This window comes from Agromyces soli (assembly GCF_022811605.1).
GTDB lineage: Bacteria > Actinomycetota > Actinomycetes > Actinomycetales > Microbacteriaceae > Agromyces > Agromyces soli.
The window spans coordinates 428716-453884 of record NZ_CP094533.1 but is presented as its reverse complement, the minus strand read 5'-3'; the positions used below and the strand labels follow the sequence as shown (position 1 = coordinate 453884).

19 protein-coding genes are annotated in these 25169 nt (G+C 73.2%); 13 read left to right on the top strand and 6 right to left on the bottom strand.

Going from position 1 to position 25169, the window contains the following annotated elements; genetic code table 11:
* Positions 1–206: 206 nt before the first annotated feature.
* The 3 genes from MTP13_RS02155 (at position 207) to MTP13_RS18175 (ending at position 6269) form a co-directional block, all read left to right on the top strand.
* Complete coding sequence (locus tag MTP13_RS02155) at positions 207–4337, top strand: DUF5979 domain-containing protein (protein WP_243569422.1); 4131 nt, start codon at positions 207–209, stop codon at positions 4335–4337.
* A gap of 195 nt (positions 4338–4532) precedes the next feature.
* A complete protein-coding gene (locus MTP13_RS02150) occupies positions 4533–5219 on the top strand; it encodes a hypothetical protein (RefSeq protein ID WP_243569421.1) in 687 nt (228 codons plus the stop codon).
* A 387-nt stretch (positions 5220–5606) separates the two neighbouring features.
* Positions 5607–6269 (top strand): ScbR family autoregulator-binding transcription factor, encoded by a 663-nt coding sequence (locus MTP13_RS18175; protein WP_279399754.1) that lies wholly within the window; start codon positions 5607–5609, stop codon positions 6267–6269.
* On the opposite strand, the gene MTP13_RS02140 is transcribed toward MTP13_RS18175, so the two are convergent.
* The 4 genes from MTP13_RS02140 to MTP13_RS02125 all read right to left on the bottom strand — a co-directional run bounded on the left by MTP13_RS02140 (position 6232) and on the right by MTP13_RS02125 (position 9261).
* The gene (locus tag MTP13_RS02140; protein ID WP_243569420.1) at positions 6232–7119 is read right to left on the bottom strand and encodes a ScbA/BarX family gamma-butyrolactone biosynthesis protein; all 888 of its coding nucleotides are present in this window, start codon (positions 7117–7119) and stop codon (positions 6232–6234) included. The two genes, MTP13_RS18175 and MTP13_RS02140, sit on opposite strands and share 38 nt — an antisense overlap.
* A 154-nt stretch (positions 7120–7273) precedes the next feature.
* Entirely contained in the window at positions 7274–8212 is a 939-nt protein-coding gene (locus tag MTP13_RS02135; protein WP_243569419.1) for a carbohydrate kinase family protein, read from the bottom strand.
* Positions 8213–8242: 30 nt separating this feature from the next.
* Positions 8243–8725, bottom strand: a complete 483-nt coding sequence (locus MTP13_RS02130; protein ID WP_243569418.1) for a GNAT family N-acetyltransferase — start codon at positions 8723–8725, stop codon at positions 8243–8245.
* Positions 8722–9261: a hypothetical protein gene (locus tag MTP13_RS02125; protein ID WP_243569417.1), complete on the bottom strand. Its 540-nt coding sequence runs from the start codon at positions 9259–9261 to the stop codon at positions 8722–8724. The genes MTP13_RS02130 and MTP13_RS02125 overlap by 4 nt, the downstream gene beginning before the upstream one ends.
* 145 nt (positions 9262–9406) lie before the next feature.
* Here MTP13_RS02125 and MTP13_RS02120 point away from each other — a divergent pair, with 145 nt between their 5' ends.
* Together MTP13_RS02120 and MTP13_RS02115 are read left to right on the top strand one after the other, a co-directional pair.
* The gene (locus MTP13_RS02120; protein WP_243569416.1) at positions 9407–9844 is read left to right on the top strand and encodes a Fur family transcriptional regulator; all 438 of its coding nucleotides are present in this window, start codon (positions 9407–9409) and stop codon (positions 9842–9844) included.
* A gap of 123 nt (positions 9845–9967) precedes the next feature.
* Positions 9968–11413, top strand: a complete 1446-nt coding sequence (locus MTP13_RS02115) for a catalase (protein WP_243569415.1) — start codon at positions 9968–9970, stop codon at positions 11411–11413.
* 75 nt (positions 11414–11488) lie between these two features.
* Here MTP13_RS02115 and MTP13_RS02110 read toward each other — a convergent pair whose 3' ends face one another.
* Together MTP13_RS02110 and MTP13_RS02105 are read right to left on the bottom strand one after the other, a co-directional pair.
* Positions 11489–14467 (bottom strand): aminotransferase, encoded by a 2979-nt coding sequence (locus tag MTP13_RS02110; protein WP_243569414.1) that lies wholly within the window; start codon positions 14465–14467, stop codon positions 11489–11491.
* A 58-nt stretch (positions 14468–14525) separates the two neighbouring features.
* Positions 14526–16367 (bottom strand): MOSC domain-containing protein, encoded by a 1842-nt coding sequence (locus MTP13_RS02105; RefSeq protein WP_243569413.1) that lies wholly within the window; start codon positions 16365–16367, stop codon positions 14526–14528.
* Positions 16368–16670: 303 nt separating this feature from the next.
* Here MTP13_RS02105 and MTP13_RS02100 point away from each other — a divergent pair, with 303 nt between their 5' ends.
* From MTP13_RS02100 to MTP13_RS02065, 8 genes are read left to right on the top strand one after another with little or no spacing between them, the layout of a single operon-like run.
* On the top strand, positions 16671–18299 hold the full coding sequence (locus tag MTP13_RS02100) for an ABC transporter substrate-binding protein (RefSeq protein ID WP_243569412.1): 1629 nt from the start codon (positions 16671–16673) through the stop codon (positions 18297–18299).
* A 7-nt stretch (positions 18300–18306) separates the two neighbouring features.
* Positions 18307–19278 carry an ABC transporter permease gene (locus MTP13_RS02095; protein ID WP_243569411.1) on the top strand — a complete coding sequence of 324 codons (972 nt, stop codon included), beginning with the start codon at positions 18307–18309 and terminating at the stop codon, positions 19276–19278.
* Positions 19275–20159: an ABC transporter permease gene (locus tag MTP13_RS02090; RefSeq protein ID WP_243569410.1), complete on the top strand. Its 885-nt coding sequence runs from the start codon at positions 19275–19277 to the stop codon at positions 20157–20159. The genes MTP13_RS02095 and MTP13_RS02090 overlap by 4 nt, the downstream gene beginning before the upstream one ends.
* The gene (locus MTP13_RS02085) at positions 20156–21094 is read left to right on the top strand and encodes an ABC transporter ATP-binding protein (RefSeq protein WP_243569409.1); all 939 of its coding nucleotides are present in this window, start codon (positions 20156–20158) and stop codon (positions 21092–21094) included. The genes MTP13_RS02090 and MTP13_RS02085 overlap by 4 nt, the downstream gene beginning before the upstream one ends.
* The gene (locus MTP13_RS02080) at positions 21091–21855 is read left to right on the top strand and encodes an ATP-binding cassette domain-containing protein (RefSeq protein WP_243569408.1); all 765 of its coding nucleotides are present in this window, start codon (positions 21091–21093) and stop codon (positions 21853–21855) included. The genes MTP13_RS02085 and MTP13_RS02080 overlap by 4 nt, the downstream gene beginning before the upstream one ends.
* A complete protein-coding gene (locus tag MTP13_RS02075; protein ID WP_243569407.1) occupies positions 21852–22892 on the top strand; it encodes a P1 family peptidase in 1041 nt (346 codons plus the stop codon). The genes MTP13_RS02080 and MTP13_RS02075 overlap by 4 nt, the downstream gene beginning before the upstream one ends.
* The gene (locus MTP13_RS02070; RefSeq protein WP_243569406.1) at positions 22889–24037 is read left to right on the top strand and encodes a P1 family peptidase; all 1149 of its coding nucleotides are present in this window, start codon (positions 22889–22891) and stop codon (positions 24035–24037) included. The genes MTP13_RS02075 and MTP13_RS02070 overlap by 4 nt, the downstream gene beginning before the upstream one ends.
* 58 nt (positions 24038–24095) lie before the next feature.
* Entirely contained in the window at positions 24096–25169 is a 1074-nt protein-coding gene (locus tag MTP13_RS02065; RefSeq protein ID WP_243569405.1) for a C45 family autoproteolytic acyltransferase/hydrolase, read from the top strand.

Below are 25169 nucleotides of genomic sequence, written 5' to 3'. Positions count from 1 at the left end.
ATAGTCGAAGAGACGCCCAGCCGGTCGGACCCGACGCACCCGGCCCGAACCCGACGCATCCCGACTGACTGACGCGCGCGCTCCGACGGAGCGAGCACCCGATCGGCAGCGACCTCGTCGCGCCACCCGTTTCACAGAAGGAGCGTGCCTTGCGTTCGACCGCGCCGCGAAGTCACCGACCGCTGCCCACCCTCGCCCGACGTCTGATGGCACTCGTCGCCTCGGTCGGGCTCGCCCTCGCTGCCGTCGTCGTGCTGCCGTCCGCCGCGCACGCCGCGCCGAACGCCGGGATCGTCGTCGGTGATGTGACCATCGCTCCGGCCGACACGCAGGCGACCATCGGCGACACGCTCACCGTCTCGGGCTCCTGGGACGCGAGCGCCGCCGACCCGAAGGTCGGCGACTCCTTCACCATCGGGCTGCCGGCGGAGCTCAAGTTCCCGCAGAACGTGCCGTTCCAGCTCGTCGGCTCCACCCCGAGCGGCGACCCGGTCGTGTGGGGCAACTGCCTCACCGACACGGCGACGGGCGTCGCCACCTGCGAACTGACCGACGAGGTCGCGGCGTATCCGGAGCTCGTGATGGGCACGTGGCAGTTCCAGGTCGAAGCGGTCCAGGCGACCACCGCGGAAGCGATCGAGTTCGACCTCAACGGCACTCCGGTCATGGTCGACCTTCCCGGCAGCGGCGGGATCGACGACGGCATCGAGCTGCCCGGCGAGGTCACCAAGTCCGGCGTCATGAACCAGAACAACTGGTCGATGACGTGGACCATCGACATCCCTGGCGCCAACCTCGTCGCCGCAGGCGGCGAGACCGCGCGCATCACCGACACGCTCGGGGCCGGCCACGTGCTGTGCGACCCCGCCGGGCTGAAGGTGCAGACCGTGCGCGGCAGCACCGTCGTCGACGTGACGAGCATCGCGACGCTCGACGGCGCCCCGGGCGACGCCGCCTTCGGCCTCGTGCTGGCCGGGCCGTTCGACGCGAACGTCACGTACCGGGTCACCTACCAGACCTGCACCGCGAACGGGCAGATCGACCCCGAGGGCACCGAGTACGAGAACTCCGCCCAGATCGAAGGCTGGGGCGAAGCCGGTCACGGCGTCGGCCAGGTCGGCAACCTGCCGTGGCAGCTGAACCTCGGCAAGTCCGGCAGTGTGCTGGGCGGCGCGGAGCGCAACGGCAAGATCGAGTGGACCGTGGTCGTCCCCGGCGACCAGCTGCTCGGCAAGGACGGCTTCACGCTCAGCGAGACGCTCGGCGCCGGGCACCAGCTGTGCACCGACACGATCAGCGGCATCCAGATCAGCGAACGGTACGGGCCCAGCAACCAGCTGCAGCAGAACCTCACCGGCAAGCTCACGGCGACGACGCTCGCGTCGAGCCCGCAGGCGTTCCAGGTGCGGTTCGACATCGACGACCCGACTCTGGAGTTCAAGGCATCCGACTACCGCTACGTGATCACCTACGTGACGTGCGTGACGTCCACGGAGCTCCCGAACTCGGGTACGGGGTACGCCAACTCGGTCAACGTGGACGGGGTCGTCGCGACGAACGAGGCGACCGTCCCGAACCGGAGCCAGGGCAAGGACGGCCGGATCAACACCTCCGCCGTCACCCTCGACGGCGTGCGGCACATGCCGCAGACCACCATCGGCTGGACCGTCACGATCCCCGGCCAGATGATCGAGGACATCGACGGCGTCCTCACGCTGACGGACGTGCTCTCCGCCTCGCAGACGGTGTGCGCGGCCGGCGACCCGTCCGAGGGCCTGGCGGCCCGCCTGGGGCTCCGCGTCGAGGCGCGCGACCAGATCCAGAACGGCGGCCTGCAGACCGTCGACCTGACCGACTCGACGGCGGTGCAGCTCAACGGCAGCACCCTCACCTTCGACCTCGACGCGGTCGACCTGCCCATCCCGACCGGGACCAGCGACGGGTTCAGCCGTGAGTACCAGTACGTGCTGACGTACACCACCTGCACCGCCAGCGGCGGGATGGACGCCCCGGGCACCGTGTACTCGAACACGCTGACCGGCGACGGGGTCTCCTTCTCGTCCAGCATCACGCAGAACAACAGCGGCAGCGGCACCGGTCAGGGCGTGACCCGCGGCTCCGTCTCCATCGAGAAGACGCTCGTCGACAACGCGGGTGCCGCGTTCGTCCCCGACGACACGGAGTTCACCGTGCACGTCAAGGAGATCGACCCGACGAACACGGTGCAGCGCGAGTACGAGCTGCGCGTCCCGCTCGACGGCGCGCCGGTGAGCGGGCTCAACGCCCGCGGCACCGGCTGGAAGGTCGAGCTCACCGAGCCGACGTTCCCGACGATCCCCGGCGTCGCATTCGGCGACCCGGTGTTCGCCGCCGGACCCGGCGTGACGGTCAGCCCCGACGGGAAGACCGCGGTGGCGTCGATCGACCCGGGCGTGAACGTCGCGGTGTCCCTCACGAACGAGGCGCTGCTCGGATCCGCGACCATCGTCAAGGAGGTCCTCGGCGGAGCTGCTGACCTCGTCGACGCCGACCGGAGCTACCAGGTCACCGCGGCCATCGACACGAGCGCGCTCGGGCAGGGCTTCCCCGCCCAGGCCGACCGCGTCCTGGAGCTCGAGACCGGCGTGCCGGTGACGCTCGCCGATCTGCCGATCGGGGCGACGGTGAACTTCACCGAGCTCCGGCCGGTCGACGACGACACCCTCACCTGGGCCGCCCCGGTGATCACCCCGTCGACCGTCACGGTCTCGACGGCCCATGTGACCACTCCGGCCGCGATCACCGTCACGAACAGCGCGGAGCGCACCGTCGCCACCTTCGCCGTGGCGAAGACCGTCACCGGCGAGCAGGCCGACAACCCGGCCGTCCCCGACACCGTGACCGTCACGGCGAGCTGGACCGAGGAAGGCACTCCCGGCAGTGCGACCCTCACCGTGCCGACCGACGGCACCCCGGTGCCGCTCGGTGCGGACCTCCTCATCGGCACCCGCGTGACGCTGAGCGAGACCCCGCTCGTCGACGGCTCCAGCATCGCGTGGGGCGCGCCGAGCTGGTCCGGTCCCGGCGTGAGCGTCGACGGCCGGGACGCGATCGTGACGATCGGCCGCACCGCCGACGCCACCGTCGCGCTCGAGAACCACGCGGCCACCTCCACCGCCGGCATCAGCCTGCTGAAGGGCCTGGCGGGCGAGGCCGCGGGCGAGATCGACCCGAGCGCGGAGTTCCCGGTGACCGCCACCTGGGTCGACGCGGACGACGTCGCGCACTCCCGCGAGCTGCTGATCAGCACCGCCGAGCCGACGCCGCTCGGGGTGGAGCTGCCGGCCGGCACGGTGGTCACGATCACCGAAGGCGCTCAGCCGGGCTTCGACACCGTCGTCTGGGGATCGATCACGATCTCCGGTGGCGGCGCGGTCGACCACGGCGACGGGTCCGCGACGGTCGTCGTGTCGGACCAGCAGGACGACATCGCCCTCGTGACGGTCGTCAACGAGGCCACCTGGGCGCCCGGCGACTTCTCGATCGCGAAGCGCGTCGAGGGGATCCGCGGCGACCACCCGGGCATCCCCGACGCGGTGACGGTGCTGGCCACGTGGACGGACGGCGACGGCGAGCAGTCGCTCGAGCTCGAGGTGCCGACCGACGGGGCCGTCGTCGACTTCCCGCAGCAGCTTCCGCACGGCACCGAGGTCACCCTGACCGAGGCCCCGCTCGACGCCGCCGCGCAGTTCACCTGGGCGAACCCGGAGTGGGCGGGCGAGCGCGTCGCGGCGAGCGGCGACGGGTCCGCGGTGGTGACCATCGGCGCGGCCGACACCGCCGAGGTGGCGCTCGTGAACACGGCCGTCCCCTCGCTGGGGAGCGTCACGATCAGCAAGGCGCTGGCCGGTGACGGCCGGGATGCCTCCGCGAAGACGGTCTTCCCGGTGACCGTCACCTGGAGCGACCTGCTCGGCGAGTCGCAGAGCCGCGAGGTCGAGCTCACCGCCGGCGTCCCCGCCACGGTCGACGGGCTCCCGCTCGGCACCGAGATCCGGGTCGAGGAGGGCGCAGCCGAACTGCCCGAGGGGATCCGCTGGAACGGCGCGCACTGGTCGACCGACGACGAGCACGTGACCGTGACCACCGAGCAGGGCAGCGCGATCGCTACGATCACCGTGACCGGCGAGCCGGGCGCCGCGGTGAAGCTCTCGCTCGAGAACACGGTCGAGGTCGGCCCGGCGCTCGCGGGCACGGGCGTCGACGGCGTCGCGTTCGGCATCGCCGCGGGCGCCGCGATCCTCGCGATGCTCGGCGGAGCCGCGGTCGTCATCGCACGACGGCGCGCGCGAGGCTGAGCGTCCTGCGAACGGCCGGCGCCACGGGTCAGCACCCGCGGCGCCGGCCGTTCGGCGTCCTGGGACGCCGCTCAGGCGGCCGCCCCTGGCCGAGCTGTGGAGAAGTTCCCGCCGCCAGTGGTATCCCCAATTAGGATGACGCGGTGTGCGACGGTGCCTCCTGGCCCGCGCGGCATCGACTCGAAAGGGATGACCATGGCAGTTCGGCAGAGGTTCGTTCGCAGACGCTGCGCGAGGGTCGCGTCCGGCGCGGGGGTGCTGGCGTTCGCGCTGCTGCTCACGGCCTGCGCCGGTGCCGCACCGTCGTCGGGGGCAGGGTCGGCCGGACAGACGGCCGCCGCCGACGGGGCGGCGAGCGAGGCTGCCGCGGCGGGCGACGGGCGCGACCTCTCGCAGGGCGGCAGCTGCGTCGACGGCGAGAACGTCGTGATCGCCGCCGCAGGATCGACCGCGGTCGTCGACGGCCCCTGCGGCACGGTCACGATCGCGGGCGCGGACTTCGCCGGCAACATCGACTCCGCCGAGACGGTCGAGATCTCCGGGCCGAACGCGAGCGTCCTCGGCGCCGAGTGGGGCGAGGTACGGGTGCTCGCGGAGGGGGCGACGCTCAACGTCGACTCGGTGCAACGTCTCGTCACCGAGGCGGCGGCGACGCATCTCACGAACGTGTCGGCGGGGGAGCTCGTGGTCGAGGGCGACGGCGCCACCATCAACGGCGGCGAGGTCGGGCGACTGATCCTCGATGCGAACGACGCCACCGCGCTGCTCACGCGCATCGGCGAGACCCTCGAGGTGCGCGGCGACCGCAACACGGTCAACTGGAACGAGGGCGTCGAGAAGCCCGCCGTCGACACGGGCGCCGACAACGTCTACACGCGCTAGCGGCGTTCTCGCCGCTCGTCGAGCTGCGCGGCTCGATCAGGGTGGGCCGGGAGCCACGCAGATGGTGCTCCCGGCCGCGCCAGCCCCCTGACGCATCCAGCAGGAGAAGCCCCCTTCTCGCTACCGGGCCGCCGCTTCCCCCGAAGCGACGTCATCAGTGAACCGCATCAGAGCTGCTCGACCCTGGGCCTTGACAGCGGTGCAGCGGTATGCGACGCGCACGGTCCAGCCCGGGAGCCGCCGGGCCGACTCGGCGGCGCGCGAGCCGATGAACCCGCGCGCCCCGAGGATCACGAGGGTCGGGCCGGAAGCTCCTGGCATGTTCAGCTCCGTTCAGGAGGGGGCGGTTGACTAGGGTTGACCGCAGCCGAAACGAAGCGGGGTGGAATGGTCCAGCAGGAACGGGCGCGACTGACGCGGGCGAAGATCATGCTGGGCGCGGCCGAGGTGATCCGCACCGCGGGCTACGCCAACGCCACGCTCAACGAGATCGGCGCCGCGGCCGGCGTCACGAAGGGTGCGCTCTACTTCCACTTCGACTCCAAGGAGGACATCGCCCGGGCGCTCATCGAGGAGCAGCACCGGGTGACCCGCGAGGCCGCGGCCGAGATCCTCCAGCTCGAGCTCACGCCGGTCGAGCACATGCTCCGGCTCTGCATGGACCTCGCCGAACGGCTCACCGTCGACCCGATCGTTCGGGCCGGCATCCGCCTCACGACCGACTCCTCGACCTTCGACACCCCGCTGCTCGACCCGTACCGCGACTGGATGGCGACCTTCGAGGAGCTCGCCCGCCGGGCCGACGCCGCGGGGGAGACGAACGGGCTCATCTCGCCCGAGGTCTTCGCGCGCACGCTCATCCCCGCGTACACGGGCGTTCAGCTCGTCTCTGAGACCTTCACGGGACGGGCCGACCTGATCGACCGCATCCACGACCTCTGGCGGGTGCTGCTCACCGCGATCATCCCCGCGGAGCAGCTCGCGGCGAAGCTCGCCCTCGCCGACGACGTGTTCACCGTGAAGCCGGCAGGCGGGCGGAAGCGAGCGTAGCCTCGCCGCGCATCGCGATGCGCCGCCCCTGCCGGACCTCGAAGTCGGCCCGCTCGCCCCGGATCGTCGCGCGGATGGTCGCCGGGGGGTCGAACTCGACGATCCGCCGGAAGTCGCCCTCGAAGCCGGTGAACTCGAGCTGCGGGTCCGCCGTCTCGACCCTCGCCGCCTGACGACAGGCCTCGATGAGCGCGGCGCCGGGCGTGTGATCGAGGAGATGGTCGGAGAAGACCGGATGCCGCCGGTCGACGTCGAGCACGAGGGCGCCGTCGCTCCGCACGAGCAGCACATCCTGCTCGACGAGGCGGCCGACCGCCGCCGGCGGCACGAGCGGGCCGCGACGGCGCAGCGACGGCGCGGTGCCCGCACGCTCGCCGCGCAGGCGGGCGTACGCCGCCGGGGCGACGACGCGGGCGTCGCCGTGCCCGCTCGCCACGGTGCCGCCCGTGGGCTCGGCGATCGAGATCTCGAATCGCGCACTGCGGAACGCTCCGCCCGGTGTGCGGACGAGGCGGGTCGCCCGCACGGTCGCGTGCAGCTCGGCCGCGGAGCCCGCCCGGGCGGGGAGCGGCCGCCGGAGCAGCGCGAATCCGAGGCCGGTCATCAGGAAACGGTGGTCGAGCGGAACGTCGTAGCCCTCGTGGCAGGCGAGGATCGTGAGCTGCCGCATCGTCTCGGTGACGAGGGCGGAACCCGGCAGCTCGGGCTCGAAGTAGCCGTGCCGCCGCGGCCACTGCAGTGCGGCGATGTACTCGTGCTCGCCCCAGCGCACGAAGTCGGTGGGCAGCACGTCGCTCGTGGATCTCCGATGCACGAGGCGGCGCGGGACCGCTTGGTCGAAGGACAGCACTGGCGCTCCAAGGATCTGGCTCGGGGTTCAAGGGAAACCGGGGAGGCGGTATGCTGATCCTAGTCGGGGGCCGTGCGCGGGTGCAGGAATCGGGGGATGCCTGTACCCGCGCACTCACGCGGTCGGTCGCCCGGCATCAGGCGCCACGGAGCCATCAGTCGCCCAGGAACGCCCTGACCTCGTCGCGGCTCGGCAGATCCGCGCCTGATCGCGACGCCGTGATCGCCGCGCAGGCCGCGGCGAAGCGCGCCGCGTCGAGCAGCTCGCCTGCGTCGGTCGCACGCCGTCGCAGCGCGGGCGCGAGGCCCTCGGCGACGATCGCGAAGAGGAAGCCGGCCATGAACGAGTCGCCCGCGCCGACCGTGTCGACCGGCGTGATCGGGAATGCGGGGAAGCCGAGCACTTCCGAGCCGGCCGCGAGCAGCCCGCCCTCGGCGCCCCGGGTGATCACGACGACCGCGCCGGTCTCCGCCGCGAGCGCCGCGGCGGATTGCTCGGCGCTGCGCTCCGGGGAGAGCCACGTGGCATCCTCATCGCTCATCTTCACGAGCTGCGCGACCCTGGCGAACTCGGCGACCCGCGCGACGGCGGCGTCGCGCGAGCCGATCAGCGTCGGACGGATGTTCGCGTCGAAGGAGACGAGCGCGCCCGGCGCGGCCTCGGCGACCGCGTCGAGCACCGTCGCCGCGCCGGGCTCCAGGTAGGCGGCGATCGAGCCGGTGTGCACCACGTCGAATCCGGTCACGTCGGGCGGCGCCGGTCGCCACTCCAGCGCGAACTCGTAGCTCGCCCCGCCGTCCGCGGCGAGCGTCGCCTGCGCCGTCGAGGTGCGGGCGATCGCGCCCAGCGTGCCGCGGGCGAGCGTCACGCCGGATGCCTCGGCGTGCCGCCGCACCATCGCCCCGTGCTCGTCGTCGCCGAGGCAGCTCGCGAGCTGCACCGTCGCGCCGAGCCGGGCGAGGCCGACCGCGACGTTCAGCGGACTGCCGCCCGGATGCTCGGCGACGCCACCGGCGCGGTCGTGCACGACGTCGACGAGCGCCTCGCCGATCGACAGGGCGCGCGCGCCCGCTGGCCAGTTCGCTTCGGTCATCTCGGCTCCCGGTGCTCGGTCCTCGGGTCGTCAGGCGGAGGCGCGCCGGTTCGGGGTGCCGCGTCGGAAACGGCTGATCCACAGCCCGGGCAGCACCTCCAGGTCGCCCTCGTGCGCGAAGCCCGCGGACTCGTACAGGCCGCGCGCGGGCTCGTTGCCCCGGCCCGTGGCCACCACCGCCTCTGGCGCGAGGGCGAGCGCCGCGACCACGAGCGCCCGGCCCGCACCGCGGCGCGCGTGCTCGGGCGCGACGACGAGGCGGTCGAGGTCGAGCACCTCGTCGTCCACGGTGAACCCGAGCGCGCCGGTGAGCTCGCCGGCGCGCTCGGCGACGAGCCAGCGCAGGCCGGCCGCCCGCAGCCCCGCCTCGGTCTCGTGCAGCGGCGGGATGCGGTCGTCGCCGATGAGTGCCGCCTCGACCGCGTAGGCGGCGTGCTGGATCGCGAGCAGGCGCGGGGCGAGCTCGTCGAGCTCGGCCGCGCCGAGCTCGCGGACGGCGACGGGTGCGCTCACGCCGGGCGGTCGCCGTTCTCGGCGTCGGCGTCGGCCGCGCCGCGCTCGGACGCCTCGGCCCGGCTCAGGTGGTCGAGCAGCTCGTCCATGGTGGCGAAGGAGCGGCTCTCGACGCCCTCGCCGTCTCCTTCGAGCTCGTACTCGTACTCGAACTCCTCGTCGTCCTCGTCGAGCTCGACCTCGGCGACCGCGAGCTGCTCGTCGAGGGCGCAGAACACCGTGACGCCCTGACCGGGCGCGTCGTACATGAGCACGAGCTTCGCGTCGGGCAGCACGATGACGCCTTCGAGCGCGACCTCGACGGTCTCGCCGTCCTCGACGGCGAGCTCCTCGGCCGCGCGCGCGTCGGCCGCGAGCAGGTGGGCCTCGGCGAGGGGAGCGAGGGCGCGCTCGACGAGGGCGCGCATGGCGCCGAGCTCGGCGGTGGTGCCCTCCTCCGGCTCCGAGAGCACGGCGACGACGCGGTCGCCGGGCAGGGTGGCGGTGGCGGTCAGGTCGCCGTCGTCGTCGAGGGTGACGTCGGTGAGTCCGGTCATGGTGGGGCTCCTCAGCTGCGGTGGACAGCATCGATCCTGCCATTCGGGCGCGCTCGCCGCCGCATCCCGCGGGCGGGGCGGCGAGCCGGCGAGGCATCCATCCGGTTGTTTTGATTCACTCAAAACAACTTGCTAGGGTCGAGGTATGGAGCACGGCATGGCGACGGACGAGGCGGAGCGACTGCGCGCCGTCGGCCTCAAGGTCACCGCGCCGCGCAAAGCCGTGCTCGCCGCCCTCGACGGCCACGGCCACCTCGACGCCGACACCGTCTTCGAGCGCGTGCGCGGCGAACTGCCGACGACCTCGCTGCAGGCCGTCTACGGCGTGCTCGCCGCCCTGACCGGCGCGGGCCTGCTGCGCCGCATCGAGCCCGCCGGCTCGCCCGCCCTCTACGAGCGCCGCACGGGCGACAACCATCACCACCTCGTCTGCACGAAGTGCCATACCGTCGCCGACGTCGACTGCGTCGTCGGCCAGCCGCCCTGCCTCGAGCCGGCAGACGCCGGCGGCTTCACCATCCACACCGCCGAGGTCACCTTCTGGGGCCTCTGCGAGTCCTGCAGATCGGAACCGGCGGCGTAGCGCCGCCGGCATCCGACCCACCGCCCCCGCCGGCCCTGCCCGGCGGTGTTCGGCGCGCCCTGCCGCGCCCGCCGCGCACGCGCGGCTCGTCACCCATCCGCCCACGAACCGAAGGACGAACGCATGACGAACCCCACCACCACCCAGACCGGCACGCCCGTCGCGAGCGACGCGCACTCGCTCACGGCCGGCCCGGACGGCACGACGGCCCTGCACGACCGCTACCTCGTCGAGAAGCTCGCCCAGTTCAACCGCGAGCGGATCCCGGAGCGCATCGTGCACGCGAAGGGCGGCGGCGCCTTCGGCCGCTTCGAGGCGACCCACGACGTCTCGGCGTACACCCGGGCGGCGCTCTTCCAGCCCGGCACCGAGACCGAGACGCTCATGCGCTTCTCCTCGGTCGCCGGCGAGCAGGGCTCGCCCGACACCTGGCGCGACGTGCGCGGCTTCTCGGTGAAGTTCTACACCACCGAAGGCAACTACGACATCGTCGGCAACAACACCCCGGTGTTCTTCATCCGCGACGGCATCAAGTTCCCCGACTTCATCCACTCGCAGAAGCGCCTGCCGGGTTCCGGCCTCCGCGACGCCGACATGCAGTGGGACTTCTGGACCCTCTCGCCCGAGTCGGCCCACCAGGTCACCTACCTGATGGGCGACCGCGGCCTGCCGAAGTCGTGGCGCGAGATGCCGGGCTTCGGATCGCACACCTACCAGTGGATCAACGCCGCCGGCGAGCGCTTCTGGGTGAAGTACCACTTCGCGAGCCGCCAGGGCGACCTGCACCTCGACGCCGCCGAGGCCGAGGCCATCGCGGGCGCCGACGCGGACTTCTACCGCCGCGACCTGCACGACGCGATCGCGCGCGGCGAGTTCCCGCAGTGGGACCTCTCGGTGCAGGTGATGCCGTACGAGGACGCGAAGACGTACCGCTTCAACCCCTTCGATCTGACGAAGGTCTGGCCGCACGCGGACTACCCGCTCATCCCGGTCGGCACGCTGACGCTCGACCGCAACCCGCAGAACTTCTTCGCGGAGATCGAGCAGGCGGCGTTCTCGCCCGCGAACACCGTGCCGGGCATCGCGATCAGCCCCGACAAGATGCTCATGGCGCGCGTGTTCAGCTATCCGGACGCGCAGCGTTACCGGGTCGGCACGAACTACGCGCAGCTGCCGGTGAACGCGCCGCACGCGGCGCCCGTGCACAACTACTCGCAGGACGGCGCGCAGCGGCACCGCTTCAACGCGCCGACGACGCCCGTGTACGCGCCGAACTCCTTCGGCGGCCCGGTCGCCGACGCGCAGCTCGCGGGCGAGGGCTCGTGGGAGTCGGACGGCGAGCTCGTGCGCGCCGCGGCGACGCTGCACGCCGAGGACGACGACTTCGGGCAGGCGGGCACGCTCTACCGCGAGGTGTACTCGGCCGACGCGAAGGCGCGGTTCCAGGCGACGCTGCTCGGCCAGGCGCGCGCGATCACGATCGGCGAGATCCGCGAGCGCTTCTTCCAGTACTGGACGAACGTCGACGCCGAGCTCGGCGCGGCGCTGCGCACCGCCTACGCCGGCTGACGTCGGCCCCTCCCCGAGACCAGGGTTGCCCGACTTTCATGAAAGTCGGGCAACCCTGGATCTTTGGGCGGGCGGTCACCAGCCCGTCGTGAGCACGCGGTCGACGGCGGCGACGAACGCGTCGACGCCCTCGCGGCCGAGGCACATCGGCGGCTTGATCTTCAGCACGTTCTGGTGGTCGCCGGTCGGCTGCACGATCACGCCGAGCTCGAGCAGCCGCTCGCAGATCGCCGCCGTCTCCTCGGTCGCAGGCTCGAAACGGTCACGGTCGCGCACGAACTCGAGGCCGAGGTAGAAGCCCGAGCCGTGCACCGCGCCGACGAGCGGGTGCCGCTCGCCGAGCTCCGCGAGCCGTTCGCGGAAGTAGCCGCCGACCTCGCGGGCGTTCTCCTGCAGCCCCTCCTCGCGGATCACGTCGAGCACGGTCGAGCCGACGACGCTCGAGACCGGGCTGCCGCCGGCCGAGGAGAAGAAGTACCCCTGGCTGCGGTACGCCGCCGCGACCTCCTTCGTCGTGATGACCGCGCCGAGCGGATGGCCGTTGCCGATCGCCTTGGCGACGGCGACGACGTCGGGCACCACGCCCTGCTGCTCGAAGCCCCAGAACCACTCGCCGAGCCGGCCGTAGCCGACCTGCACCTCGTCGGCGACGGCGACGCCGCCGTGCCGCCGCACCGCCTCGTACATCGCGGCGAGGTAGCCGTCGGGCAGGGCGATCCCGCCCGCGTTGCCGTAGTACGTCTCGGCGATGAACGCGCCCGGCGGGGTGCCGGCCGCGGCGAGGCGCTCGATCTCGGCGACGGCGTCGCCCGCGTACCGGGATGCCTCGGCGCCGCGGTGCCGACCGCGGAACGGGTTCGGCGCGTCCACCGTGTGGACCCAGTCGGGGCGGCTCGCGAGCGCACCCGGGTTGTCGGCGACGGAGGTCGAGACGGCGTCGGAGAGGTCGGTCCAGCCGTGGTACGCCTCGCGCACGGCGAGGACGTCCCGCCGCCCGGTCGCCGCGCGGGCGAGCCGCAGGGCGAGGTCGACCGCCTCCGAGCCGCTGTTCACGAGGAAGACGGTGTCGAGCGGATCGGGCACGAGCGAGGCGAGCCGCTCGGCGTACTCGACGACGGCGGGGTAGTTGAACCGCGAGTTCGTGTTCAGCAGCTGCCACTGCTCGGTCACCGCCTCGACGAGGCGCGGGTGGGCGTGCCCGATCGAGGTGACGTTGTTCAGGGCGTCGAGGTAGACGCGGCCGTCGGCGTCGACGAGCAGCTCGCGCCAGCCGCGCACGATCGCCGGCGGCTCTTCGAAGTAGTACTCCTGCACCTCGGCGAACACGGCCTCGCGGCGCGCGATGAGCTCGCGGGCGGCCGCGCCGCCGTCGCGCACGGGCGCGCCCGCGCCATCCGTGCGCTCCGAACCCGTCACGAGCGGGCTCGGGTCGGCGACGAGCGCGAGCCAGCCGGCGGCGTCCGCGACCGCTGCGAACCACGGCGGGGTCGCGCCGCCGTCGCGGTGCACGCGCACGGCGAGCTGCGTCTCGGCGCGGCCGATCGCGGCGCCCCGGGCGACGTGGACGCCGGCGCCCGGGTCGGCGCCGCTCACGAGGGGGGATGCCTCGGCGCCGTCGAGCCGCAGCACGAGGCCGTCGCCGCGCAGCTCGAGCCCGTCCTCCCCGGCGGTCACGATCCCGGGCCAGGGGGCGAGCAGCTCGACCGGCCGGGCGAGGGCGAGCTCCATGCCGAGAGCCACGTTCGCCGGGGCGTCCTGGGCGAACGGCGTCGAGCGGGTGAGCCGCGCCTCGCCGAAGCGGGTCGCGGCCACGGCGGCGCCGGCGGCGAGCGCCGCGCGGGCGGCGGCGGCCTCGGCATCCGAGTCCAGCCAGCGCCCGCCGTGCAGCGCGGGGCTCGTCGTGCCGAGCTCGATGCGGGCGAGCTCCTCCGGGCGGACGCCGCCGAGCAGCGGGCCGTGCGCGGGCAGCGCGAGCGTCTCCGGCTCGTGCCCGGTCGCCGCGAGCACGAGCGCCGTCTGCACGGCGAGCGGGACGGCGGTGGCCGCTCCGAGGATCGCGAGCTCGTGGCCGAGGTTCTCGACGGCGTAGGCGTTGCCCGGGTCTGTCGCGACGACGTGGTGCCCGCTCGCCACGAGCACGGCGGCGCGCAGCACGACGAGCGGCCAGAGCGCCTCGGCCTCGGCGCGGGAGAGCGATCGCAGTGCGTGGTACGCGGTGGCCGCGCGGAGGGCGGCGCGGCGGTCGACGCCGTCGTGGTGCAGCAGCGAGGAGAGGGTGATCGCGAGCTCGCCGACGGTCCAGCCGCGGTTGAGGTCGCCGAGGTCGATGACGCCGTCGGGCCGCTTCGTGAGCGGGTCGCTCCAGACCACGTTGTCGTCGGTGAGGTCGCCGTGCACGGCTTGCACCGGCAGCTCGGGGGCGAGCCGCTCCACGGCGGCCCAGGCCTCGCGCGCGGCGGCGGAGATCCGCTCGCGGAGCGCTGCGTCGCCCACATACGGCAGCAGCGCGTCGAGCACGGCGGGCGCCCGGCGGAGGTCCCACTGGTGCGGCCGCTCGACGCCGGGGGCGTCGAAGTCCGCCAAGGCGAGGTCGACGCGGGCGGCCAGCTCGCCGATGCCGCGCACGACGGCGGGGGAGAGGTGCCCGCTGCCCGAGAGCGTGCCGCCGTCGAGGAACTCGAGCACGCGGGCGCCGAGTCGCTGCCCGTCCTCCTCGATCTCGCGCACGGTCGCGGCACCGGGGCCGGCGGCCCCCGCGGGCGCGAGGCTGCGCGGGGTGCGCAGGCCGGGGGCGCGTTCGGCGATCCGGGCGGCGGCGGCCGACTGCGCCTCGAGCTCGGCGCTCGTCGTGCCGGGGTTCGCGATCTTCAGCAGCACGGGCGGCTCCTCGCCGCGGTCGAGGAGGAAGTTGCGGTCCTGGTGGCTGCCGAGGGCGCGGGCGGTCGCGATCAGGCCGAACGCGTCGCGGGCGATGCGCTCGGCGTCGGCGGGGGAGAGCTCGGGCGGGGTGGGCTGCACGAGCTCGAGCTCGGAGGGCAGGGGGAGCGTGGGCATGATCGTCCTTCGGGGTGCGCGGAAGCGGATGGGTCGTGCGGGGCGAGCGGCGGCCGGCTCAGTCCCCGGGGTCGAACACCAGGTCGCTCGTCGGGGCGGAGCAGCAGACGAGCACGTTGCCCGCGGGCGGCGGGGTGAGCGGCTCGCTCAGGTACTCGACGGTGCCGCTCGTGAGCTTCCGCACGCAGGTGCCGCAGACGCCGACGCGGCAGCCGCTCGTCCAGTCGATGCCGATGCCCTCGACGGCGTCGAGGACCGAGCCGGACTCGGGGCGCCAGTCGAGCTCGTCCTCGCCGACGGTGATGCGGTGCGGGCCGCTCGTCGAGGGCTCGCGCGGCTCGGCGAGCTCGGCGGAGCTGGGGGAGAAGAAGACCTCGGCCTGCACCCGCTCCGGGTCGACGCCGAGCGCCGCGAGCTGCGCACGGACGTCGGCGGTGAAGGTGCCGGGGCCGCAGGCGTAGACGTCGAGACGGTCGAGGTCGAGCTCGGCGAGGATCGCGCCGAACGTCGCCGCGTCCGGCCGCCCGCTCGCGGCGCCGAGGCGCTCGGCGCCCTCGGAGTCGCGGGTGAGGTGCAGGGATGCCTCGGCGTCGGGCAGGGCGGCGACGGCGTCCCGCACCTCGTCCCAGAGGGCGACGGAGGCGGCATCCCGCTCGCTGTGCACGACGCGCACGCGGCCGGTGCCGGGCTCGGCGAGCCGGGCCCGCAGCATCGCGGCCGTCGGGGTGATGCCGGCGCCCGCGCTCACGAACAGGAGGTCGCGGGAGGCGTCCTCGTCGAGCACGACGTCGCCGAAGGGGCCGGTGATCACGAGCTCGCCGCCGGCCTCGAGCTGCTCGTGCAGCGCCGTGGAGATGCGGCCGTCGCGCTTCACGCTGATCCGGAACCGGCCGGTCGGGCCCGACTCGACCGCGCCGCCGTCGGTCGCGGAGATCGTGTAGCAGCGCCAGTTCGGCGCCGCCGCGCCGGGCGCGTGGATGCGCACGTGCTGGCCGGGCTTGGCGCGCGGCAGGAGGCCGAGCGGGTCGTCGAACCAGAAGCTCGTGACCGCCGCGGACTCCCGGCGGCGCTCGACCACGCGTCCGGTGCGGGGCCAGCCGTGCTCGCCCTCGGGGAGCGGCGAGCGCTCGTCGAAGGGCTCGATCCGATCGCCGGGGGCGATGCGGCCGGGTTCGAGGACGCGGGCGTAGACGCCGCAGAACATGTGGCCGAAGCGGCTCGCGAGGAGGGCGGGCACGTTCAGGTCGGAGACGGCGTCGAGCGGGTTGATCGTGGTGGCGCGGCAGCGGTCGGTCGGCTGGAACACCTCGAGCACGGCGCCGCCGAGCCGCACCCGGCGGCCGAGGAGGGCGAGCTCGCCCCAGGCGGGGAGCCCGCCGAGGTAGAGGTTGCCGCGGAAGCGGCGCGGGTCGACGACTTCGCCGGCCGCCTCGGCGAGCGCCTCGAGCGTGGCGAGGTTGATGATCGAGAGATGGGCGGCGGGCCAGTCCCAGAGCCCGGCTGCGGCAGTGCGTACGAGCGTCGGCGGGCCGAGCGGGCCGGCCGGCAGCGTCGCTCGGAGCAGGGCGTCCGCCTCGGCCGCGTCGAGCGAGGGTCCGGCGAGGCGCACCCGGGCGACGGCGTCGGCCGCGCTGAGCGTGAGCACCGGGTCGTCGCCGTCGCCGCCGTCGAGCGCGGTGCGGATGCGGGCGATCGACTCGTATTTCGCGAGGTGGAAGTAGGTCTCCCTGGGCTGCCAGGCCGCGCGGTCGGCCGGCACGACGGTGCCGTTCTCGACGGCGTGCCCGCGGTCCCAGCGGAGGCCCCGGCCGGGGCGCAGCTCGGCCCCGTCGGTCTCGGGCACGCCGGGCAGGCCCTTCACGGGGTAGCGCACGATGCGCTCCAGGTGAGCGGGTGCCATGGCGCCTCCTTCAGCGCGATCGCGTTCGTCTGGCGAACGAGGGTGCCGGATCGATCCGGCACTGGCAGCGAGACTAGCGGGCGGTGCGTTCGTCGTCAACGCTGCCGGAACGATCCGGAGGCTGAGATCACGGGGATGTCTCGATTCTGGAAAAGCTGCGGGCGAGGTCTTGACGGGGCATCCGATCGAGGCTAGCTTTCCAACACGCCGGAACGATCCGGCATCCGTGGCCACACCAGGAACCCCTTGCTCCACCCCTCCGATCACGGGCCCCCGCCCACGAACCCAAGGGAGTCGACAACGATGCGACACGCGTTCCCCCTCATCGGCGGCCTCGCCGCCGCCACCCTGCTCCTCACCGGCTGCACCGGCGAGCCCGCCGCCGGCGGCGACGACGCCTCGACCGAGGTCGCCCCCGGCTTCCTCGCGGTCGCCGACGAGTCGATCGCCTCGAGCGGCACCTTCCGCGCCTACCTCGACTACGACACCGTCGAGCCCAACGGTCTCGACCCCCGCACGGCCGACACCGCCCGCTCCTGGACGATCATGGGCCTCGCCTACGAGACGCTCGTGAACATCGACGAGAACTTCGAGTTCACCCCCGGCCTCGCCGAGTCCTGGGATGAGGTCAGCCCCACCGAGTACGTCTTCCACCTCCGTGACGACGCCGTCTTCTCGAACGGCCGGCCGATGACCGCCGAGGACGTGAAGGGCAGCATCGAGCTCCTGCTCGAGACCGGCTCCGCCTGGTCGCTGCAGCTCGGCCCGATCGAGTCCGTCGAGGTCACCGGCGACCTCGAGGTCACGGTGAAGCTCTCCGCCCCGTACACCGCGCTCCTCGGCGCCCTCGCGAACACCCCCGCCGCGATCCTCCCCGTGCAGGAGGTGCGCGACGGCACCGTCGATCTGAAGACCGAGATGGTCGGCACCGGCCCGTTCGTGCCCACCGCCCACGTGCAGGACGAGTCCTGGAGCTTCGAGCAGAACCCGCACTACCACGGCCTCGACGAGCTCGGCATCGACGCCGTCGAGCTCGAGATCGTGCCCGACGAGGCCAACCGCCTCGCCGCCATCCGCGACGGCAGCGCTCAGTACGTGTTCTTCAACAACGCCGACGCCCTCGACCTCCTCGCCGGGACCCCCGAGGCCAAGGTCGTGAACCAGCAGAACACCGACTTCTACTACGTCATCCTGAACTCCACGAACCCGGACTCGCCGCTCGCCGACGAGCGCGTCCGCTTCGCGGTGAACGCCGCGATCGACCGCGCGCAGCTGTCCGACCTCACGCTCGCCGGCCACGGCCTCGCCACCGGCGTCTCGCCCGTGTCGCTGCCCGGCGCCTGCGACCCCGAGGAGCTGCCGAGCCAGCAGCTGAGCGACGAGGAGATCACGAAGCTCCTCGCCGACGCCGGCGCCGAGAACATCACGCTCTCGCTGCAGACGTGGAACTCCGAGAGCGCTCCCGGAAAGATCGCCCAGGTCATCCAGCAGCAGCTCGAGCCCTTCGGCGTCACCGTCGACATCGAGATCGTCGACGACGCCACCTACGGGGCCACCTTCTACGGCTCGGAGGAGACCGCCGGCGCCGACATCGGCGTCAGCTGGTACGCCGGCTACGGCGACGCCGCGATGGTCTCGCGCTGGTGGAACACCGACCAGGCCGGCTTCACCGCGCGCTTCATGCAGGGCTCGCCCGAGCTCAACCAGCTCGTCGTCGACGCCAGCGAGGAGCCCGCCGGCGAGGGTCGCGACGCGACGCTCACGAAGCTCTGCGCCGCGGTCGACGAGGGCGCCGAGCAGGTGCCGCTGATGACCCGCCCCGGCGTCATCGCCTACCGCGACGACCTGATCAGCCCGACGATCAACTCCAACGAGGGCTACGGCGACATCTTCCGCTACGTCACGGACTTCCGTCTGAAGAGCGAGGGCTAACGGCACCATGCGCCTGCTCCACTGGCTCCCGGGGAGGCTCCTCAGCGCGATCGTCGTGCTGCTCGGGGCATCCATCCTGATCTTCGCCGCGGTCAGGAGCCTCCCCGGCGACTTCGCCCAGATCGTGCTCGGCCCGCTCTCGAACGAGGAGCAGCGCGAGCAGCTGCGGCAGAGCTTCGGCTTCGACCGCTCGCTGCCCGAGCAGTACCTGCTCTGGCTCGGCAACGCGGCGCGCGGCGACTTCGGGCTCTCGCTCGCGAGCCAGCAGCCGGTGCTCGACGAGCTCGCCTCCCGGCTGCCGGTCACCGCGCTGCTGGCCGGGATGGCGATGCTCGTCACGATCGCGATCGGCATCCCGCTCGGCGTCTACGCGGGCACGCACGCCTCGACCGGCCGCGGCAGCGCGGCGGCCAGGATCGTCTCCACGATCGGCATCAGCTTCCCGGAGTTCGTGCTCGGCTGCCTCGTCGTGTTCCTCTTCTCCCGCTTCGACCTCGGGCTCTCGGTCGGCGCGTTCACCTCGCCGACGACGGACTTCGGCCGCGGCGTGGTCTCGCTGCTGCTGCCGGCCCTCGTGCTCTCGGTGTTCTGCGTCGCGGCCACCGCGCGCACCACCCGGGACGCCGTGATCGGAGTGCTCGTCGAGCCGCACATCGCCGCTTCGGTGGCGCGCGGCGAGCCGAAGGGCTTCATCATCCGCCACCACGTGCTGCGGAACGCGCTGATCCCCGTGCTCACCCTCACCGCGACGATCACGGCCTACCTCCTCGGTGGGGCCGTCATCGTCGAGCGGGTGTTCAACGTGCCGGGCATCGGCTCCTACCTCGTGCTCGCGCTCGACCGGCGCGACTACACCGTGATCCAGGCGGGCGTGCTGCTCGCGACCGCCGTGTTCGTGATCGCGAGCCTCCTGATCGACGTGCTCACCGGCCTCGTCGACCCGCGGGTGAGCGTCGCGAAGAAGGGACGGGGCGCATGACCGCCGTCATCCGGCTCGAGGGGCGTCGGCGCGGCGTGCTCCGCCGCTCCTGGGACTACCTCGCCTCCTTCGACGGGCTCGCGAAGACCGCGATGTGGACGCTCGCCGTGCTCTTCACGGCGGCGCTCCTCGGCCGCCTCTTCGGCCTCGGCGGCAGCCCGACCGCGATCGTCGGGCCGCGCCTCGCGGCGCCCTCGCTCGCCTACCCGGCGGGCACCGACAGCCTCGGCCGCTCGCTGCTGCCGCGCCTGCTCGAGGGCGTCATGACGACGCTGCTGCTCTCCGCGGTCGCGGTGCTGCTGACCGCCGTCATCGCGACGCTCTGCGGCATCATCGCCGGCTACCGCGGCGGCCGCACCGGCGGAGTGATCATGCGGGTCGGCGACATCCTCTACGCCTTCCCCGCCATCGTGCTCGCCATCCTCGTCGCGGCCGTCGTCGGGCCCGGCTACATCGCCGCGCTCTGCAGCATCGTGCTCGTCACGGTGCCGCTCATGACGCGGATGGTCGGGCAGGCGACCAGGCTCGTGGCGCAGCGCGACTTCATCACCTCCGCGGTGATCAGCGGGGTATCGACGCCCGTCATCATGACCCGGCACGTGCTGCGGAACATCTCCGGCACGATCGCGGTGCAGGGCACGTACGCGCTGTCGGTCGCGATCCTCGTCGAGGGCGGACTGAGCTTCCTCGGCTACGGGGTGCAGCTGCCGGGGTCGAGCCTCGGGCTGCTCGTGCAGGAGGGCACGCTCTACATGGTGAAGGCGCCGTGGCTGATCCTGTTGCCGGGAATCATCCTCGTCATCGCCATCCTCGCCATCAACCTCATCGGCGACAGCCTGCGCGACCGATTCGAACCGAGAGAGGCGAGGTCCCTCGAATGAGCGCCATCCTCGACATCCAGGACGTCACGGTCGAGTACTCGACCGGCGGCACCATCGTGCGCGCCCTCGACGGCGCGAGCCTCGCGGTCCGCGCGGGGGAGACGGTCGGCCTCGTCGGCGAGTCCGGCTCCGGCAAGTCGACCCTCGGCTCGCTCGTCGGGCGGCTGCTGCCCGGCAACGCGAGCTACCCGGAGGGCCGGGTGCTCGTCGACGGGCACGACGTGCTGCAGCTCGGCGTGAAGGAGCTGCGCACCCTCCGCCGCGAGCAGCTCGGCTTCATCCCGCAGGACCCGATCTCGGCGCTCGACCCGACCATGCGCATCGGCCGACAGCTCGAGCTCGCGCTCCGCGGCCTGCCGAACGACCGCGCCGCGCTCGTCGGCCACCTCGAGCGGGTGCGGATGCGTGAGCCCGAGCGGGTGCTGCGGCTCTTCCCGCACGAGATCTCCGGCGGGATGGCCCAGCGCATCGTGATCGCGATGACGATGGCGCGCTCCCCGCGCATCCTCATCGCCGACGAGCCGACCGCGGCGCTCGACTCGAACGTGCGCAGCGAGGTGACGAAGCTCGTCTTCGGCCTCGCCCGTGATGCCGGCACCACGGTGCTGTGGCTGAGCCACGATCTGCGCAGCGTCGGCCGCTGGTGCGAGCGGGTCGCCGTGATGTACGCCGGCCGCGTCGTCGAGGACGGTCCCGCCGAGCAGGTGCTCGGCTCGCCGACGCATCCGTATACCGTCGCCCTCGCCGCGGCCGACCCGGCCGGCGTGCAGCCGGGCGAGCGGATCGAGACGAGCTCCGTCGACGTCGCCACGCTCGCCGAGAGCTTCCGCGACGACGAGCGCGCCGCGAAGCGGCGTGCGAAGACGAGGAAGACGGATGCCGAATCAGCCGACGACCCCGAACCGGCCCCCGAGGAGGAGGTGGTGGCCCGATGAGCGAGACGATCCTCGAGCTCGACCGCGTCACGACGGTGTTCCGCACCGGCTGGGGGCGCGGCCGCAGCGAGCTCGTCGCCATGCGCGAGGTCAGCCTCGACGTGCGGGCCGGCGAGACGCTCGGCCTCGTCGGCGAGTCCGGCTCGGGCAAGAGCACCACGGCGAGCGTCGCCCTCGGGTTGCGCGAGCCCACGAGCGGCACGGTGCGCTTCCTCGGCGAGCCGATCGGCGGGCCGAAGCAGCGCCGGGCCCGCCGCGGCCTCATCCAGACCGTGCCGCAGAACCCGCACTGGTCGCTCGACCCGCGGATGCCCGTCGGGCTCTCGGTCGCGGAGCCGCTCGCCGCGCTCGACGGCTCCCGCCTCACCGCGCACGCCGAGCGGGTCGCCGAGCTGCTCCGCCAGGTGCGGCTCGACCCCGCCCTCGCCGCCCGCTTCCCGCACGAGCTCTCGGGCGGGCAGCGCCAGCGCATCGCGATCGCCCGGGCGCTCGTGACGAACCCGCGCTTCATCGTCTTCGACGAAGCGGTGAGCGCGCTCGACGTGTCCGTGCAGGCGCAGATCCTGAACCTCATCATCGACCTGCAGGCGCAGCACGGCTTCGGCGCCCTCTTCATCTCGCACGACCTCGCGGCCGTGCGCTACCTCGCCCACCGGATCGCGGTGATGCGGCTCGGCGAGATCGTCGAGCTCGCCGACACCGCCCGCTTCTACGAGACCCCCGAACACGAATACTCCCGCCAACTCCTGGAGGCACTGTGACCGACCGCTCAGCAACCGCGATCCCGCCGCGGCTCGCCGGACTGCCCAGCTGGGGCGCCCGCCCCACGAACCGCGACGTCGAGCTCGTGCCGAGCACCGACTGGTCGGGCGACGTCGTCACGTACGACTTCCCCGGCGTCGAGGTCGGCGTCGCCACGTACGAGAACGGCCCGACCGGCTGCACCGTGCTGCACGTGCCGGCCGGCGCCCGGCTCGCGATCGACGCGCGCGGCGGCGCGATCGGCATGAGCAACGGCTTCGAGTACTTCGCCCACGCGATCTGCCTCACCGGCGGCTCGGTGTACGGCCTCTCCGCCGGCTCGGGCGTCGCCGACGAGCTCCGCGCCCGCGGCGGAAACCGGGGCGGCGTCGACGACCTGCAGCTCGTCTCGACCGCGGTCATCTACGACTACTCGGCGCGCGAGACGGCGATCCACCCGGATGCCGCGCTGGGGCGTGCCGCGATCCGCGCCGCCCGGCACGGCCGCGTCCCCGTGGGCCGGGTCGGCGCCGGGGCCACCGCCTCCGCGGGCAAGATCGACTACGCCCGCACCGAGCTCACCGGCCAGGGAGCCGCCTTCGCCCGCGCGGGCGAGGTGCGCGTGCTCGTCGTCACCGTGCCGAACCCGGTCGGCGTCATCGTCGACCGCGACGGCGAGGTCGTGCGCGGCAACTACGACGCCGAGCGCGGCGAGCGGCGCCGCCTCGAGGGCGACTACGTCGCGGCGATCGAGCGGGCGCAGCAGCCGCGGGCCGAGCACGGCAACACGACGATCACCGCGGTGATCACGAACGTGCGGCTGAGCGACCGCGAGCTCATCCACTTCGGCCGGCAGGTGCACTCCTCGATGAACCGGGCCATCCAGCCCTTCCACACCGCGCTCGATGGCGACACCCTGTTCGCGCTCACGACCGACGAGGTCGACCTCAATCCGAGCGTCCCCGCCGAGGACGACGACGCCCCGGTCAACTCGATCGCGATCGGCGCGCTCGCCTCCGAGCTCGCCTGGGACGCCGTGCTCGAGGCGGCCCGATGAGCGCCGCAGCGCCCGCGACCGGCGCTCCCACGACCCCCGCCACCGCCACCGCCACCGCCACCGCCACCGCCACGGAAGGATCCGACGTGCCGTTCATCGACCCCGCCGCGAGCGACGCCGGCCGCGCCGCGCCCCACCGGCTCACGCCCCCGCCCTACTGGGGCGACCGCGTCGGCAACGACGACGTCGAGCTCGTGCCGAGTCACGGCGTCGGCCGCGGCCTCGTCGCCTTCGACTTCCCCGGCGTCGCGGTCGGCACCGCCGAGTACGCGAACGGGCCGACCGGCGCGACGGTCATCACGATCGCGAACGGCGCCCGGACCTCGGTCGACGCCCGCGGCGGCGCGATCGGCATCATCGGCCGCTACGAGGAGTTCAACCACGCGATCTGCTTCGCGGGCGGCTCCTCCTACGGACTCGCCGCTGCGACGGGCGTCGACGAAGAACTGCTCGTGCGCGAGCAGGGCCGGGTCGGCTGGCAGGACCTGCGTTCCGCCTCCGGCGCGGTCATCTACGACCTGGGTGCGCGCGACACCGGCATCGTGCCCGACGCGGCGCTCGGCCGGGCCGCGCTCGAGGCCGCCCGCCCCGACGCCATCCCGGTCGGCCGGGTCGGCGCGGGCATCGCCGCCTCGGCGGGCAAGATCGACCTCTCCCGCTGCGAGTTCACGGGGCAGGGCGCGGCCTTCCGGCAGATCGGCGACATCCGCATCCTCGTCGTCACGATCGTGAACCCGGTCGGCGTCATCGTCGACCGCGACGGGCGGGTCGTCCGCGGCAACTACGACCCGGAGACGGGCGAGCGGCGCCTGCCCGTCGTGGACTACGAGGCGGCCCTCGTCGCGGGCGAGCAGCCCGTGACGGCGGCCGGCAACACCACGATCACCGCGGTCGTCACGAACGTCAAGCTCGACGACAAGGAGCTGCGGCTCTTCGGCCGCCAGGTGCACAGCTCGATGCACCGGGCCATCCAGCCGTTCCACACCAACCACGACGGCGACACGCTCTTCGCGCTCACCACCGACGAGATCGCGCTGCCGCCCGCCGGCAGCACCCGGCTCGGCGAGCAGGCGGTCAACTCGATCGCGCTCGCCGCTGTGGCCTCCGAGCTCGCCTGGGACGCCGTGCTCGAGGCCGGCAGATGACCCGAGCGACGACCAGCACCACCCCGTTCGCGGCCCGCCGCGAGGAAGGACCAGCCAGATGACCGTCCGCCGCTTCGAGACCGACGAGCTCGACCCCTACCAGCGCGGGCTCGCCCTCGGTCGTTTCGGCGCCGAGGAGATCGCGTGGAACGCACGCGGCTACGCCGAACTCTTCGACGTCGTCGGCGTCGCCGCAGGCGACCTTCCCGGCATCGGGCGGCAGGCGATCGAGCGCACCGAGGAGTGGGCGCCCGAGCTCGCCGCCGAGCTCCGCGGCCTCGCCGACGGCGCGGGGCTCGAGCACTGGCAGCTCGGCGTGCTCAACGCGCGCACCGAGATCCTCGCGACGGTCGGCGCGATCGGCGAGGGCGAGTGCTCGACGGTCGTGACGCTGCCGGCGGATGCCGCGCCGCGCACCGTGCAGACCTGGGACTGGCACGACGTCTCGAACGACCACACCCTCGTCGTGCGCGCCCGGGTGCGCCCCGATCACGAGGTGCGCTACTTCACCGAGTTCGGCATCCTCGGCAAGATCGGCCTGAACAGCGCCGGCATCGGCGTGCACTTCAACATCCTGAACCACGAGGGGGACGGCGACGGGATCGGGGTGCCCGTGCACGTCGTCGCCCGTGCGGTGCTCGATCGCGCGCGCACCCTGGACGAGGCGGTGACGATCGCGTCCTCCGCCGCGGTCAGCGCCTCGACGGTGCTCACGATCGTCGCCTACACCGGCGGCGTCGCCGACGCGGTCTGCGTCGAGCTGAGCCCGGGCGGCGCGGCCGTCGTGCGGCCGAACGACGACGGGCTGCTCGTGCACACGAACCACTTCCTCGACGAGGCGCTCGCGGGCGGCGAGCTCTCGCCCGCCACCGCGAGCAGTTACCCCCGCCTCGAGCAGCTGCTCGCGCGCGAGGCGCTGTTCCGCTCGGAGGACCCGGTCGATCGCGCGGTCGGGATGCTCGTGCACGACGCCGACGGGGCGCCGGTGTGCTGCCACCCCGACCCGGAACTCGCCTTCGAGCACCGCTGGCAGACGCTGCTGACCATCTCGCTCGACCTCGAGGGCGGCCGGCTGCAGTTCCACGAGGGCGGCCCCTGCCGCGTCGAGCGGGCGAGCTGGCAGGTGTTCTGA

Bases quoted from the DNA above. Each gene is read 5' to 3' on its own strand.
- MTP13_RS02070 (WP_243569406.1), top strand. From the start codon at position 22,889: ATGAGCGCCGCAGCGCCCGCGACCGGCGCTCCCACGACCCCCGCCACC.
- MTP13_RS02095 (WP_243569411.1), top strand. From the start codon at position 18,307: ATGCGCCTGCTCCACTGGCTCCCGGGGAGGCTCCTCAGCGCGATCGTC.
- MTP13_RS18175 (WP_279399754.1), top strand. From the start codon at position 5,607: ATGGTCCAGCAGGAACGGGCGCGACTGACGCGGGCGAAGATCATGCTG.
- MTP13_RS02120 (WP_243569416.1), top strand. From the start codon at position 9,407: ATGGAGCACGGCATGGCGACGGACGAGGCGGAGCGACTGCGCGCCGTC.
- MTP13_RS02090 (WP_243569410.1), top strand. From the start codon at position 19,275: ATGACCGCCGTCATCCGGCTCGAGGGGCGTCGGCGCGGCGTGCTCCGC.
- MTP13_RS02125 (WP_243569417.1), bottom strand. From the start codon at position 9,261: ATGACCGGACTCACCGACGTCACCCTCGACGACGACGGCGACCTGACC.
- MTP13_RS02100 (WP_243569412.1), top strand. From the start codon at position 16,671: ATGCGACACGCGTTCCCCCTCATCGGCGGCCTCGCCGCCGCCACCCTG.
- MTP13_RS02085 (WP_243569409.1), top strand. From the start codon at position 20,156: ATGAGCGCCATCCTCGACATCCAGGACGTCACGGTCGAGTACTCGACC.
- MTP13_RS02065 (WP_243569405.1), top strand. From the start codon at position 24,096: ATGACCGTCCGCCGCTTCGAGACCGACGAGCTCGACCCCTACCAGCGC.
- MTP13_RS02135 (WP_243569419.1), bottom strand. From the start codon at position 8,212: ATGACCGAAGCGAACTGGCCAGCGGGCGCGCGCGCCCTGTCGATCGGC.
- MTP13_RS02105 (WP_243569413.1), bottom strand. From the start codon at position 16,367: ATGGCACCCGCTCACCTGGAGCGCATCGTGCGCTACCCCGTGAAGGGC.
- MTP13_RS02115 (WP_243569415.1), top strand. From the start codon at position 9,968: ATGACGAACCCCACCACCACCCAGACCGGCACGCCCGTCGCGAGCGAC.
- MTP13_RS02155 (WP_243569422.1), top strand. From the start codon at position 207: ATGGCACTCGTCGCCTCGGTCGGGCTCGCCCTCGCTGCCGTCGTCGTG.
- MTP13_RS02150 (WP_243569421.1), top strand. From the start codon at position 4,533: ATGGCAGTTCGGCAGAGGTTCGTTCGCAGACGCTGCGCGAGGGTCGCG.
- MTP13_RS02080 (WP_243569408.1), top strand. From the start codon at position 21,091: ATGAGCGAGACGATCCTCGAGCTCGACCGCGTCACGACGGTGTTCCGC.
- MTP13_RS02110 (WP_243569414.1), bottom strand. From the start codon at position 14,467: ATGCCCACGCTCCCCCTGCCCTCCGAGCTCGAGCTCGTGCAGCCCACC.